The organism is Vagococcus lutrae (assembly GCF_023299185.1).
Classification (GTDB): domain Bacteria; phylum Bacillota; class Bacilli; order Lactobacillales; family Vagococcaceae; genus Vagococcus_A; species Vagococcus_A lutrae.
This window is the reverse complement of the sequence record NZ_CP097017.1, coordinates 503,825-515,557: the sequence shown is the minus strand read 5'-3', so window position 1 is coordinate 515,557 and position 11,733 is coordinate 503,825. Positions and strand designations below refer to the sequence as shown.

15 protein-coding genes are annotated in these 11,733 nt (G+C 37.4%); 10 read left to right on the top strand and 5 right to left on the bottom strand.

The annotated features are described in order from the left end of the window. Positions 1-19 precede the first annotated feature (19 nt). From M2919_RS02475 to whiA, 4 genes are all read left to right on the top strand, one after another. Entirely contained in the window at positions 20-1,057 is a 1,038-nt protein-coding gene (locus tag M2919_RS02475; RefSeq protein ID WP_023606373.1) for a branched-chain amino acid aminotransferase, read from the top strand. A 126-nt stretch (positions 1,058-1,183) separates the two neighbouring features. Beyond that, entirely contained in the window at positions 1,184-2,071 is an 888-nt protein-coding gene (rapZ, locus tag M2919_RS02470; protein WP_023606372.1) for an RNase adapter RapZ, read from the top strand. Beyond that, complete coding sequence (locus M2919_RS02465; protein WP_248849118.1) at positions 2,068-3,063, top strand: gluconeogenesis factor YvcK family protein; 996 nt, start codon at positions 2,068-2,070, stop codon at positions 3,061-3,063. The genes rapZ and M2919_RS02465 overlap by 4 nt, the downstream gene beginning before the upstream one ends. Before the next feature lie 21 nt (positions 3,064-3,084). Next, complete coding sequence (gene whiA, locus M2919_RS02460; protein WP_126763523.1) at positions 3,085-4,026, top strand: DNA-binding protein WhiA; 942 nt, start codon at positions 3,085-3,087, stop codon at positions 4,024-4,026. Positions 4,027-4,078: 52 nt separating this feature from the next. Here whiA and M2919_RS02455 read toward each other — a convergent pair. Then, positions 4,079-5,226, bottom strand: a protein-coding gene (locus tag M2919_RS02455; RefSeq protein ID WP_248849117.1) for an IS3 family transposase whose coding sequence is annotated in 2 segments (ribosomal slippage) — positions 4,079-4,950 and positions 4,950-5,226 — 1,149 coding nt in all. Because the reading frame shifts where the segments join, the coding sequence is not laid out codon by codon here. Positions 5,227-5,354: 128 nt separating this feature from the next. Further along, positions 5,355-5,948, bottom strand: a complete 594-nt coding sequence (gene clpP / locus M2919_RS02450) for an ATP-dependent Clp endopeptidase proteolytic subunit ClpP (RefSeq protein ID WP_023605592.1) — start codon at positions 5,946-5,948, stop codon at positions 5,355-5,357. Between the two features lie 172 nt (positions 5,949-6,120). On the opposite strand from clpP, the gene M2919_RS02445 reads away from it, so the two are divergent. Further along, entirely contained in the window at positions 6,121-6,630 is a 510-nt protein-coding gene (locus M2919_RS02445; protein WP_126763521.1) for a hypothetical protein, read from the top strand. A gap of 133 nt (positions 6,631-6,763) precedes the next feature. Next, the gene (rplS, locus tag M2919_RS02440) at positions 6,764-7,111 is read left to right on the top strand and encodes a 50S ribosomal protein L19 (RefSeq protein WP_126763519.1); all 348 of its coding nucleotides are present in this window, start codon (positions 6,764-6,766) and stop codon (positions 7,109-7,111) included. Positions 7,112-7,167: 56 nt separating this feature from the next. Here the strand turns inward: rplS and M2919_RS02435 are convergent, their stop codons facing one another. Both M2919_RS02435 and M2919_RS02430 read right to left on the bottom strand, forming a co-directional pair. Continuing rightward, the gene (locus M2919_RS02435; protein WP_248849116.1) at positions 7,168-8,001 is read right to left on the bottom strand and encodes a VOC family protein; all 834 of its coding nucleotides are present in this window, start codon (positions 7,999-8,001) and stop codon (positions 7,168-7,170) included. 64 nt (positions 8,002-8,065) lie between these two features. After that, positions 8,066-8,605 carry a biotin transporter BioY gene (locus M2919_RS02430; protein ID WP_248849115.1) on the bottom strand — a complete coding sequence of 180 codons (540 nt, stop codon included), beginning with the start codon at positions 8,603-8,605 and terminating at the stop codon, positions 8,066-8,068. Between the two features lie 125 nt (positions 8,606-8,730). On the opposite strand from M2919_RS02430, the gene M2919_RS02425 reads away from it, so the two are divergent. Continuing rightward, positions 8,731-9,639, top strand: coding sequence for a YitT family protein (locus M2919_RS02425; protein ID WP_023605587.1), 909 nt, complete (start codon positions 8,731-8,733; stop codon positions 9,637-9,639). An 80-nt stretch (positions 9,640-9,719) separates the two neighbouring features. Further along, positions 9,720-10,109 carry an alpha/beta hydrolase family protein gene (locus M2919_RS02420; protein WP_248849114.1) on the top strand — a complete coding sequence of 130 codons (390 nt, stop codon included), beginning with the start codon at positions 9,720-9,722 and terminating at the stop codon, positions 10,107-10,109. 28 nt (positions 10,110-10,137) lie between these two features. On the opposite strand, the gene M2919_RS02415 is transcribed toward M2919_RS02420, so the two are convergent. Beyond that, entirely contained in the window at positions 10,138-10,818 is a 681-nt protein-coding gene (locus M2919_RS02415) for an IS6 family transposase (RefSeq protein ID WP_172442041.1), read from the bottom strand. Positions 10,819-10,950: 132 nt separating this feature from the next. Between M2919_RS02415 and M2919_RS02410 the strand changes: the two genes are divergently transcribed. Together M2919_RS02410 and M2919_RS02405 are read left to right on the top strand one after the other, a co-directional pair. Further along, a complete protein-coding gene (locus tag M2919_RS02410) occupies positions 10,951-11,295 on the top strand; it encodes a hypothetical protein (protein ID WP_248849113.1) in 345 nt (114 codons plus the stop codon). A 77-nt stretch (positions 11,296-11,372) separates the two neighbouring features. Continuing rightward, a complete protein-coding gene (locus M2919_RS02405; RefSeq protein WP_126763511.1) occupies positions 11,373-11,708 on the top strand; it encodes a metal-sulfur cluster assembly factor in 336 nt (111 codons plus the stop codon). Positions 11,709-11,733 lie beyond the last annotated feature (25 nt).

Here is an 11,733-nt window from a genome sequence, read left to right as displayed (position 1 = left end):
TTATACAGGAGGAATTGCGATGACAAAAACAAATAATGTGACCCCAGAAACCTTAGACTGGGAAAATTTAGGATTTTCGTATATTAAAACTGATAAACGTTTTGTATCATACTGGAAAGATGGCCAGTGGGATAATGGTGCTTTAGTTTCAGATAATCAAATTACGATTAGTGAAGGGTCTCCAGCATTACATTATGGACAAAGTTGTTTTGAAGGAATGAAAGCGTATCGTCGTAAAGATGGAAAAATCCAACTTTTCCGTCCAGATGAAAATGCAAAGCGTATGCGTAAAAGTTGTGAACGCTTATTAATGCCATCATTTCCTGAGGATAAGTTTGTAGAAGCTGTCAAGCAAGTTGTAGCAGCCAATGAAGCATGGGTGCCACCTTATGAATCAGGTAGTACACTTTATATCCGTCCGTATATGATTGGTGTCGGTGATAACATCGGGGTGGCTCCTGCAACAGAATATCTATTTTCGATTTTTGTTTTACCAGTTGGCCCATATTTCAAAGGCGGGTTAGCTCCGACCAATTTTATCGTATCGGATTATGACCGTGCGGCTCCACAAGGAACAGGGGCAGCAAAAGTCGGAGGAAATTATGCTAGCAGTTTAATGCCAGGTAAAGAGGCGAAAGATAGACAATTTAGTGATTGTATTTATTTAGACCCAGCAACCCATACACAAATTGAAGAAGTCGGAGCTGCGAACTTCTTTGCTATCACAAAGGACGATCGATTCGTGACACCTAAGTCACCGTCTATCTTACCAAGTATTACTAAGTATTCTTTGTTATATTTAGCAGAGCATGCTTTAGGGTTAGAGGTAGCCGAGGAGCCAATATTTATTAACCAATTGGATGATTACAAAGAAGCAGGAGCGTGTGGAACAGCGGCCGTTATTTCTCCGATTGGTGGGATTCAAACGCATGATGATTTCCACGTTTTCTATTCAGAAACAGAAGTCGGACCAGTTACGCAACAACTTTACAAACTCTTAACAGGTATTCAGTTTGGCGATGTTGAAGCACCAGAAGGTTGGATAGAAGTCATTTAACCATCTATCAACACACTGTGAACTCATTGTATGTCAGTGAGTTTGCAGTGTGTTTTTATATCGAATGGATACCATGATACGCCCGGCTGTGTTATACTATATAAGAAGATTGAAGGAGATGATTAAATGATTGAAACATTAAAATTAGTCGTCATCACTGGAATGAGTGGTGCCGGTAAAACCGTTGCAATGCAAAGTTTTGAAGACATGGGATTTTTCTGTGTTGATAATATGCCACCAAGTTTATTACCAAAATTTTGGGAATTAATTAAAGAATCAGGAAAGGTTACGAAACTCGCGTTGGTTATTGATTTACGTTCTCGTTCGTTTTTTGAAGAATTACAAGATACGTTAGTTGAATTAGAGAACACTAAAATGATTGAAACGAATGTTTTGTTTTTAGATGCTTCAGATGAAGAACTAGTATCAAGATACAAAGAAACACGTCGTACCCACCCACTCGCGATGGATGGCTTAGTCACTGATGGGATTCAACGCGAACGCTTAATGTTAGCTGATATTAAAGCGGAGTCAACCGTTATCGATACGACTAATTTGACGCCTCGTCAATTGCGTGAACAAATCATTCATGAATTTAAAAGTGCCGATACTAAAACATTCCGTGTCGAAGCCGTTTCATTTGGGTTTAAATATGGGCTGCCGATTGATGCTGACATTGTAATGGACGTACGTTTTTTACCGAATCCACATTACATACCAGAATTACAACCACTCACTGGAATGGATCAACCCGTTTACGATTACGTGATGTCTTTTGAAGAAACAGAGCAGTTCTATCAACAGTTTAAAGACTTAGTGATTTCGATTTTGCCTGGTTATAAAAAAGAAGGAAAAACAAGTCTGACGATTGCAATTGGATGTACGGGCGGACAACATCGTTCTGTGGCATTAACAGAGCGTTTGAGCCAAGATATAAAAGAAACGACTGAATTTCACGTAAACACTACCCATCGTGACCGTGGAAAACGTAAAGAAACGGTGAATCGTTCATGAAGACCTATCGTATCCGTAAGCCTAAAATCGTGGTGATAGGTGGTGGGACTGGTTTACCTGTTATTCTAAAAGGATTAAAGGACCAAAGTGCTGATATTACAGCGATTGTGACGGTTGCTGATGATGGGGGGAGCAGCGGTTCATTACGCAAATCGGTTAATATTTCACCACCTGGGGATTTGAGAAATGTTTTAGTTTCACTGTCGGAGATGCCTCAAGTTTTTGAAGATTTATTTCAGTATCGTTTTCACGAGAGTGATGAATTTTTAGCTAATCATTCAGTTGGGAACTTAATTATTGCGGCATTGTCTGAAATGAAATCTAGCACATACGAAGCGATACAAATTTTAAGTAAAATTATGCAAGTTGAAGGAGCAGTTTATCCAGCTTCTGAGAAATCATTGACCTTGCATGCGACTTATACGGATGGTTCGACTGCAATGGGCGAGTCTACAATCGGTCAAAATGGCAAACAAATTCAACGTGTCCATGTCACGAATACAGGAGATGACGAAGAACCTTGTGCCTCTCGTAAAGTAGTGCAAGCGATTATGGATGCCGATATGATTGTTTTAGGACCGGGTAGTTTATTTACAAGTATCTTGCCTAATTTGATGATTAAAGAAATAGGAGATGCTGTTAAGAAGTCACCAGCAGAAGTTGTCTATATCTGCAATATTATGACACAAAAGGGAGAAACAGAGCATTTCTCAGATTGCAATCATATTGAAGTGTTACACGATCATTTAGGAGAATCGTTTGTCGATACAATTTTAGTGAATACTGAGCCTGTTCCACACGATTATATGGATCGTGAAACGTATGACGAATACCTTGTACAAGTCGCTCATGATTTTAAAGGGTTGCGTAATCAAGGTTGTCGCGTTATTTCCGCTGACTTTTTAGAATTGCGTGATGGCGGTGCCTTTCATGATGGAGACAAGGTAGTAGAAGAGTTATTTCGGATTGTATTCGGTTCTAGGTATAGTTAAAGAGGAAGGAAGGGGATTTATATGTCTTTTGCTTCCGATGTCAAAAAAGAACTGACCACATTAGAAGTAAGTCGTGAAATAGCAAAAGCTGAGCTAGCGGCATTAATTCGAATGAATGGCGCATTGTCGCTTTCCAATCGTCATTTTGTTTTAAATGTTCAAACGGAGAATGCTGCGATAGCGCGTCGTATTTATACATTGATACGAGATTATTATGACGTCCAATGTGAATTTATCGTACGACGAAAAATGAAATTGAAGAAAAATAATATTTATATTGTTAGGCTCATGCAAAATACGTCAGAAATATTGGCGGATTTAGATATTTATGAAGACGGGATGTTAAGCAATCAAATTTCTCCGCTCATTATGGGAAATGTTGAAAAAATGAAAGCTTATTTAAGAGGGGCCTTTTTAGCAGGTGGCTCGGTTAACAATCCAGAAACAAGTCGTTACCATTTAGAGATATATTCGTTATACGAAGCACATAGTGAAGAATTAAAAGAGATGATGACATATTTTTCATTCAATGCGCGAACGTTAAATCGTCGTAATGGGTATATTACTTATTTAAAAGGGGCAGAAGATATTTCAGATTTTCTCGTTCTAATTGGTGCGACTAGCAGTATGCTTAAATTTGAAGATGTACGCGTTATACGGGACATGCGAAACTCTGTCAATCGTTTAGTCAATTGTGAAACCGCCAATCTTACGAAAACGATAGATGCAGCTTCTAAGCAAATTGAAAACATCGAGTATATTGACCAAACTGTTGGATTGGGACACCTATCAGAAAAACTAAAAGAAATTGCTGAATTACGTTTAGAACATCCTGAAGTTAGTTTAAAAGAACTGGGAGAGATGGTACCGTCTGGTGCGATTTCAAAATCAGGGATTAACCATCGAATTCGTAAAATTAATGAATTTGCTGATAAACTAAGAGAAGAAAAGCAAAAAAACTGACGCTTATATTGGAACTGACCCATTAAAATGGGACAGTATCAAAAAAGCTTTCTTATTGGGTTACAGATTGCCGATATTCTATCGGTGACTTGTAGCCCAATTTTTGTTGAATTCGCGTTTTATTATAATACTTAATGTAATCTATCACGATTTGAATGACAATAGATGTAGGCTCATTATTGAGTCTATCGAGATAGAACGTTTCAGACTTTAGAGAGGAATGAAACGATTCGATGCAGGCATTATCGGCAGGAGTCCCTTTACGGGACATACTCATGGTAATGCCTCTTTTCGTTACTTCTTGCTGATAGGTGTAAGATGTATACACAGAGCCTTGATCGCTATGTAAAATACAATCATTAACTTCTGGTAGTTGATTTAATGTATCTAATACAAAATTTACATCTTGTTTATCACTAATACTATAGGCGACTATCTCTCCGTTATATAAATCCATAATCGAGGATAAATACATCATTTTAGAGCCAAAGGGTAGATAAGTGATATCTGTTACTAATTTTTTAAAGCGCTCTTCACTTTTAAAATTCCGGTTTAATACGTTGTCACATATTTTATGAGCCTTGCCAATTCTCTTTATCTTTTTTACTTTTACACGGCAATTCCAACCATATTTCTGCATTATTTTTTGAACGGTATTTTTGTTTATAATTTGAGTTCTTCTTATCACTTCGGTGACTCTTCGATAACCATAAGTAAATCGATGTTCTACACACACTTTTTGAATGAACTCTTCCGTGTCTGTTAGCCCTGATTTAAATGATTGCTTTTTCCAACGATAATAAGTTGATTTTGCAATACCAAACAATTGGCAAATCGTTCTAACGGGCAATTCCCCCTTCATTTCTTCCACTAATTCTACAAATAGTTGTGGCGCCACATCCTTTCCAATTCGTTGTACTTTTCCAAAATAGAAATTTTATTCTTTAAAAATTTATTTTCAAGTTGCAATTTATCAACCTCACTTAAGCCTTCGGGTCCTTTACCATATGTATATTGTTTCCCGACAGGTTGAAGAAATCGATGTTCTTCACTATTTAGATACCATCGCCACCATGTTTGGACTTGTGTTCTATTTTTAATACTTAGTTTCTCCATTATTTCTTTCGTTGATTTGCCTTCTAATTTCATCTTTATTGCTGCTTGTTTTACTTCTAATGGATACGATACTCTTGTTCCCATGCTAAAAAGCACCTCCTGTTAAATTCATTTTACTTGAATTCAACAAGAAGTGTTTTTTTATTGTGTCCCATTTTAATGGGTCAGTTCCTATTAAAGCGTCAGTTTTTTTATGTTTATATCGAGTTGTACTATTTCAAGCCTTGACTATTTACCATTACTTCGTCAATTAAACCATATTCTTTTGCTTGTTCAGCGGTCATAAAGTTATCACGGTCTGTATCCTGTGCGATTTTTTCGATAGGTTGACCAGTACGTTCCGCTAAAATGCGATTAAGTCGCTCGCGAGTGTTTAAGATATGACGCGCGGCAATTTCAATTTCCGTTGCTTGACCTTGTGCGCCACCTAGAGGTTGGTGAATCATGATTTCGGCATTTGGTAAAGCAAAACGTTTACCTTTTGTTCCAGCTGTTAATAAAAAGCTTCCCATTGATGCTGCCATTCCTAACACGATTGTTTGGACGTCAGATTTAACAAAATTCATCGTATCATAAATAGCAAGTCCAGCCGATACGCTTCCACCTGGTGAGTTAATATAAATATAAATATCTTTTTCTGAATCTTGTGCATCTAAAAAGAGTAATTGCGCAATCACTGAGTTTGCGACATTATCGTCAATGGGACCGCTCAACATAATAATGCGATCTTTTAATAAACGAGAGTAAATGTCATAAGCACGCTCTCCTCTGGCAGATTGTTCAATGACTGTAGGTATTAAATTCATGTTGTAGCCTCCTATAAAAGTTTCTTTCTTATTTTAGCACAAAGCATCGTATACTTCATATCTTAAGTTTAAAACAAAGGTCAACAAAGGTCAATCAAATCGGTTCATCTTTCACTCATTCGCGAAAATGTGGTATAGTATAGACATCTATCAATGAAAAGAGGGGAAGAATTTGGCAGGATTTATCGGTGTGTTACTCGGAGCGCTAATTGCTATTATTGGAATGAGATTTACCTTCAATACGATGATGAAGGAGTTTGACCGTCGCGAAATTATGAAAGAAAAAATGCGCGAAATAGATGCACTCAACTTACTTAATCATAAGATACAAGAAATTCTTCAAAAGCGAGATGTTTTATTAAAAAACGCGATTCGCGATGTACCAGATTATCAAATATTATCAGATTTAGATAATGTCATGATTACCATTGATGATTTTATTTATTTGCAATCATTTTGTGCTCAGAATCATTATTATTTACCTACTTTTATGGTCGAGGAGTTTTTTAGTAAAATCTCGCATCGTAAAGTTGTCATGGACCCAGAACAAATCCGTAAAGTGGGTGCCTACACTTACAAAGGGGGACGTCTTGTTTTAGAAGAATTTTCTGATCAACTAATGCAAATGATAAATGACCGTAAAATCGAGTTACGTCAGTATACAAAACGACGTTATATTTAGCTTGTTTTAGTTTTTTCTTTACAACAACATAGGCTTGTGCTATGATGTTTTGGTGAGTAAAAACTCACAACTATTACGACATTCCGCTGTGACATTAGCTCATATGAGTGTTTGGAATAAGGAGAAGGATAAAATGAATCCATTAATTGCATCAATCACTAGCGAACAATTACGCAGTGACATCCCAGAATTTCGTGCAGGTGACACATTACGTGTCCACGCAAAAGTTGTAGAGGGTGAACGTGAGCGTATCCAGTTATTTGAAGGCGTATGTATTAAACGTCAAGGTACTGGTATTAGCGAAACTTACACTGTACGTAAAATTTCTAACGGCGTTGGCGTTGAAAGAACTTTCCCAGTTCACACACCACGTGTAGAAAAAATTGACGTAGTACGTCGTGGTAAAGTACGTCGTGCTAAATTATACTATATCCGCGATCGTCACGGTAAATCAGCACGTATCAAAGAATTACGTCGTTAATTTATTAGGATATCAAGTAAAAAGACCTTTTGACATAAATGTCAAAAGGTCTTTTTTTATGTAGTGAAAATATAAGAAATACCGTTAGGGTCATCGAAAGATAAATGATGGTCATGGAAATTATAAGAATAATTTTCGTTTTTCATATTTGTGACAGTTTGTTCTAGTAGCTCAGGGGAGACTTGGACATGAATTCGAGCTAGGCCTGGTGTAAATGGGTTGTTTTTCGCCGTATGGTTAGTTTGCCAAATATTCCCTGCTAACTGATGGTGGTAACCGTCCATGCCGTAAAACGCGACTTGATTACCAAACTGAGAAGTATTGGTAAATCCCAGAATTGTCTCATAAAAATGATTAGAAGTTTCGACGTCAGTTACAGATAAATGTACGTGACCAATAATAGTGTCAGTCGGTAATGTCTCAAAATGCTGGTCCCCTTTGTTTAGAACACTTTCTATATCCATACGTTCCGTAATCCCCATAATAATCCCATTTTCTCGTTTATCCCATACGTTCTCCGGGCGATCTGCATATACCTCAATACCATTTCCTTCGGGGTCATTTAAATAGACAGCTTCACTGTAGGCATGGTCACTTGCGCCAACTATTGGGTAATGGCTTTCTGCAAGATGATATAAAAAGTTCCCTAAATCTTTTCGACTTGGCAGAAGATAGGCAATATGATAAAGCCCTGCGGTCATAGTAGCAGCGGTGTCTACACGGACGATTTTTAGTAATGCCTCAGGGGAATTTTTTAAACCTAAATATAACATATCATCAGTTTCCTGAATGACATGAAGTCCCATAATTTCTTGATAAAAATATTTCATTTTATTTAAGTCAACCGCATTAAGTGTGACAGTTTTAAAGTCAAAATTTTGTCGATACATTAGAATTCCTCTTTTCTTAAGTGGTAAACAAATTATAACGCAATTTTGACTTACTTACAAATAGTTAGCTTGCGAAACGTAAATAAAAAATGTGCTTTACTTTTAAACCAATGTAAGAGGCAGCAATCGCTTTGATAATACCGGGTAAGATAAAGGGAGTAAAAGCCATTGTAAAAGCAGCTGGCCACGTTTGGTTAATCGCTATTTTTAGCCAGATTGTGCCGCCAATCATGGTCACGAACGCTCCTATTAAATTGGCGACTAATGCCCAAATAAATGTGTCTTTATAACGTGTAATCAACCAGCTAGTTATCCAAGCATTCAGTAAAAAAGCGAAAAGAAAGCCACCAGTTGGGCCAAATAATGCGCCTAACCCACCAGAAAAACCTGCGAAGACAGGTAAACCAATTGCGCCCATTAATAAATAGACGGCCACCATTGTTGTGCTAAGAAGTGGTGGGAAAATAGTCGCAACTAAACCAATCGCAAAGGTCTGTCCGGTAATAGGCACGAAGCCAAGTGGAATCGTTAGTTGTGAACAGACCGCGATAATGACCGCACCTTGTGCAATTAATAGTAATTCTTTCAAAGATAATCGTTTCATTGTTAACCTCCTTTTATGATTGTTAACTATATCATGTTTAGATTATTCTGACAATATATTTTTCACTTTAGTTATTGTTCGAAGTGTAGTACGATGATTTTATAACAGTTAAAGGTGGTCTTTTTGTGAAATTTTTAGGTAGTCATTGGATTAAACATGATACATTTATAAAACTCTCAGTTGTTTTTTTAACAGGTATTTTATCAGCTATTTCGCTTAATTATTTTTTAATACCTGCCAATATTTTTTCAGCAGGAGTTAATGGCGTCGCCCAATTAGTATCGGGGGTATTAGTTCGATTTTTAAACTTAGAATTGAATACAGGATTGTTGATTTTTCTTTTAAACATCCCGATATTTTTATTAGGATGGTGGAAACTAGGTGCGAAATCAACACTTTATAGCCTGCTAACGGTGACTTGGATGTCGGTCGCGACCATGCTCTTCCCTGAAATGGTTATTACAGAGAATCCGCTTCTTAATGCGATAGTAGGAGGGGTTATTGTCGGAATAGGTGCTGGTCTGTGTTTGAAATTTGGCTTTACGACAGGAGGTTTTGATTTACTCTCAGTCATTATTGCTAAATCAACAGGAAGATCTGTAGGTAGCCTTGTTTTTGCAATGAATTTAGCCATTGTTTTTTTTGCGGGGCTATTGTTTGACTGGGAAAAAGCAATCTATACGATTATCTCTATTTATGCTTTAAGTGTTTTGATTGATAAGCTTCATACAAGTGGTCATCGTCTAACGGTCTTTATTATTTCACAAAAAGATAATGAAGCAATCATCGAAAATGTGAAACAGAAAATTGCACGAGGTATTACAGTTTTACCGGCTTACGGAGGAATTAGTAAAGAAGAGCGGTCTGTCATGATGATGGTAATCAGTCGCTATGAGTTATACGATTTACACAAACAAGTTTATGAAGTCGATGAGTTAGCATTGATTAATGTTTTACCAACGGAAGAACTGTACGGACAGTTTTTAACACCTGAAGAACAAGCAAAACTAATCGGTGAGTTATACGGATCCTAGTTAGCTTATAAGTTGTTTTTTTAACGGATGTTCATGTAAAATAGACTGTATAAATTGAACAGCAGACAGGAGCTGATAAAATGATTATTGTCAAACATCATACGATTAACAATGTTCCATTTTTAGAGGTGGTTCAAGCTGAACACGCTGAAAAATCTATTCCTTTAGTCTTTTTTTATCATGGGTGGACGAGTCAGAAAGAATCCGTATTAGTACATGGATACGAACTTGCCAAACAAGGTATACGAGCTCTGTTACCAGATGCCTTGTATCATGGAGAACGCCAAGTAGGCCCGAGTGTTGAACATCATTATGCGGAATTTTGGGATATTGTTATTCAAAATATTGAAGAGTTTCCGATGTTAGTTGATTATTTTGTGACAAAAGGATTGGCGGATTGGGAGCATGTTGGTGTCACGGGCTTGTCCATGGGAGGCATTACGAGGTTCTGTTGCAAAGTTCCAAAATGAACAATACTAGTCTAACACTAGCTATAGTTTATGCAGGTATTCCTAATAATATCTTCATTTCCGTGCAGACTGAAAACCCGAAGAGAGTGCCTTCTTTTCGGTTCTTCTTATATAATCCTCGAATGGCTTCCATGCCTTTAATCGTGGTTGAGGCTGTTCGTAAGCTTCGATAAAATTTGTTTCGTCTCTTGATGGGACGATGATCTTGTTCAATGAGGTTATTTAGATATTTCACCGTGCGATGTTCTGTTCGCTGGTAAAACCCGTGTGCCTGTAATTTTTTGAAGGCACTGGCAATAGAGGGAGCTTTATCGGTCACCAGAACCCTTGGTTCATCGAACTGTTTAACTAATCTCTTGAGAAAGGCGTAAGCTGCTTGTGTGTCCCGTTTTTTACGTAACCAAATATCCAAGGTTAAACCATCTGCATCGATGGCTCGATACAAATAATGCCATTTTCCTTTAATTTTGATGTACGTTTCATCCATTTTCCATGAATAAAAGGATTTTTTATTTTTCTTTTTCCAAATTTGATAGAGTAGTTTGCCATATTCTTGCACCCAACGATAAATCGTCGTATGAGAAACGTTAATGCCACGATCATATAAGATTTCTTGAACTTCACGATAGCTAAGGTTATAACGAAGATAGTAGCCCACGGCTACAATAATCACATCCTGCTGAAATTGCTTTCCTTTAAAATGATTCATCGTCATTCCTCCTGCTATCTTTTTCTATTATTCTACCTTATTTGATAGTAGATTTAAAACTTTGCAACAGAACCCATTACGACATGTGGGTTATTTGCAAGTGAGCCACGAATTAAAGCAGCAAGCTGTTTAATGGGGGCGCCAAATTACTCCGAGTTTATGGACATGCTCGTCTCAGAAGGACAAAAACGCTTGAATTTCACGTTCCCTGAAGCAATGGTGGAGACGGTGAGGCAAAAGCTAGAGCCTTATGATTTAGGACGTGAGCCTGAAAAAATAGCAGGTCGTCCATTTCACCTATGGCATGGAAGACAAGATGGTGTCGTGCCATTTCAACCTACCTATCATTTTTACAATACCCATAAAAATGAAGAATACGGCCGGCGCATGCGTTTCACAGCAACAGATGATGAACATAAAGTACCGTATACGATAACGCTTGAGATGTCACGTTTTTTCCGGGAGCAAATGTTTTAATCTGAACGCTATTCTTTTCTCGTTTACAACAAATAAGAATAACGGTATGATAGAGAAAATGGATGAGGAGGTATAGCATGACAGAACATTCATGGAATGAAGATGAATTAAATGAACTAAAAGGAAAGGTCATGGCGGCGTTAGAAACAGTCATCGACCCAGAGTTAGGTATAGATATTGTCAATCTTGGATTGATTTACGATGTGGATTTTGAAGAGAACGGCCTATGTGTAGTTAAAATGACGTTAACAACTATGGGTTGTCCATTAGCCGATGTGATCACTGAAGAAATTCACGAAGCAGTTCGAGATATTGAAGAGGTCAAAGATGTCGAGGTCAAACTCGTATGGTATCCTGCGTGGACGACAGATAGAATGTCGCGATATGCACGAATTGCATTGGGGATAAGATAATAATAATTTAAGAGACATTATAACT

What these genes read in the sequence shown, in the direction of transcription:
- M2919_RS02475 (WP_023606373.1), top strand. Translation starts at nt 20, where the DNA reads ATGACAAAAACAAATAATGTGACCCCAGAAACCTTAGACTGGGAAAAT.
- rapZ (WP_023606372.1), top strand. Translation starts at nt 1,184, where the DNA reads ATGATTGAAACATTAAAATTAGTCGTCATCACTGGAATGAGTGGTGCC.
- M2919_RS02465 (WP_248849118.1), top strand. Translation starts at nt 2,068, where the DNA reads ATGAAGACCTATCGTATCCGTAAGCCTAAAATCGTGGTGATAGGTGGT.
- whiA (WP_126763523.1), top strand. Translation starts at nt 3,085, where the DNA reads ATGTCTTTTGCTTCCGATGTCAAAAAAGAACTGACCACATTAGAAGTA.
- clpP (WP_023605592.1), bottom strand. Translation starts at nt 5,948, where the DNA reads ATGAATTTAATACCTACAGTCATTGAACAATCTGCCAGAGGAGAGCGT.
- rplS (WP_126763519.1), top strand. Translation starts at nt 6,764, where the DNA reads ATGAATCCATTAATTGCATCAATCACTAGCGAACAATTACGCAGTGAC.
- M2919_RS02435 (WP_248849116.1), bottom strand. Translation starts at nt 8,001, where the DNA reads ATGTATCGACAAAATTTTGACTTTAAAACTGTCACACTTAATGCGGTT.
- M2919_RS02430 (WP_248849115.1), bottom strand. Translation starts at nt 8,605, where the DNA reads ATGAAACGATTATCTTTGAAAGAATTACTATTAATTGCACAAGGTGCG.
- M2919_RS02420 (WP_248849114.1), top strand. Translation starts at nt 9,720, where the DNA reads ATGATTATTGTCAAACATCATACGATTAACAATGTTCCATTTTTAGAG.
- M2919_RS02415 (WP_172442041.1), bottom strand. Translation starts at nt 10,818, where the DNA reads ATGAATCATTTTAAAGGAAAGCAATTTCAGCAGGATGTGATTATTGTA.
- M2919_RS02410 (WP_248849113.1), top strand. Translation starts at nt 10,951, where the DNA reads ATGGGGGCGCCAAATTACTCCGAGTTTATGGACATGCTCGTCTCAGAA.
- M2919_RS02405 (WP_126763511.1), top strand. Translation starts at nt 11,373, where the DNA reads ATGACAGAACATTCATGGAATGAAGATGAATTAAATGAACTAAAAGGA.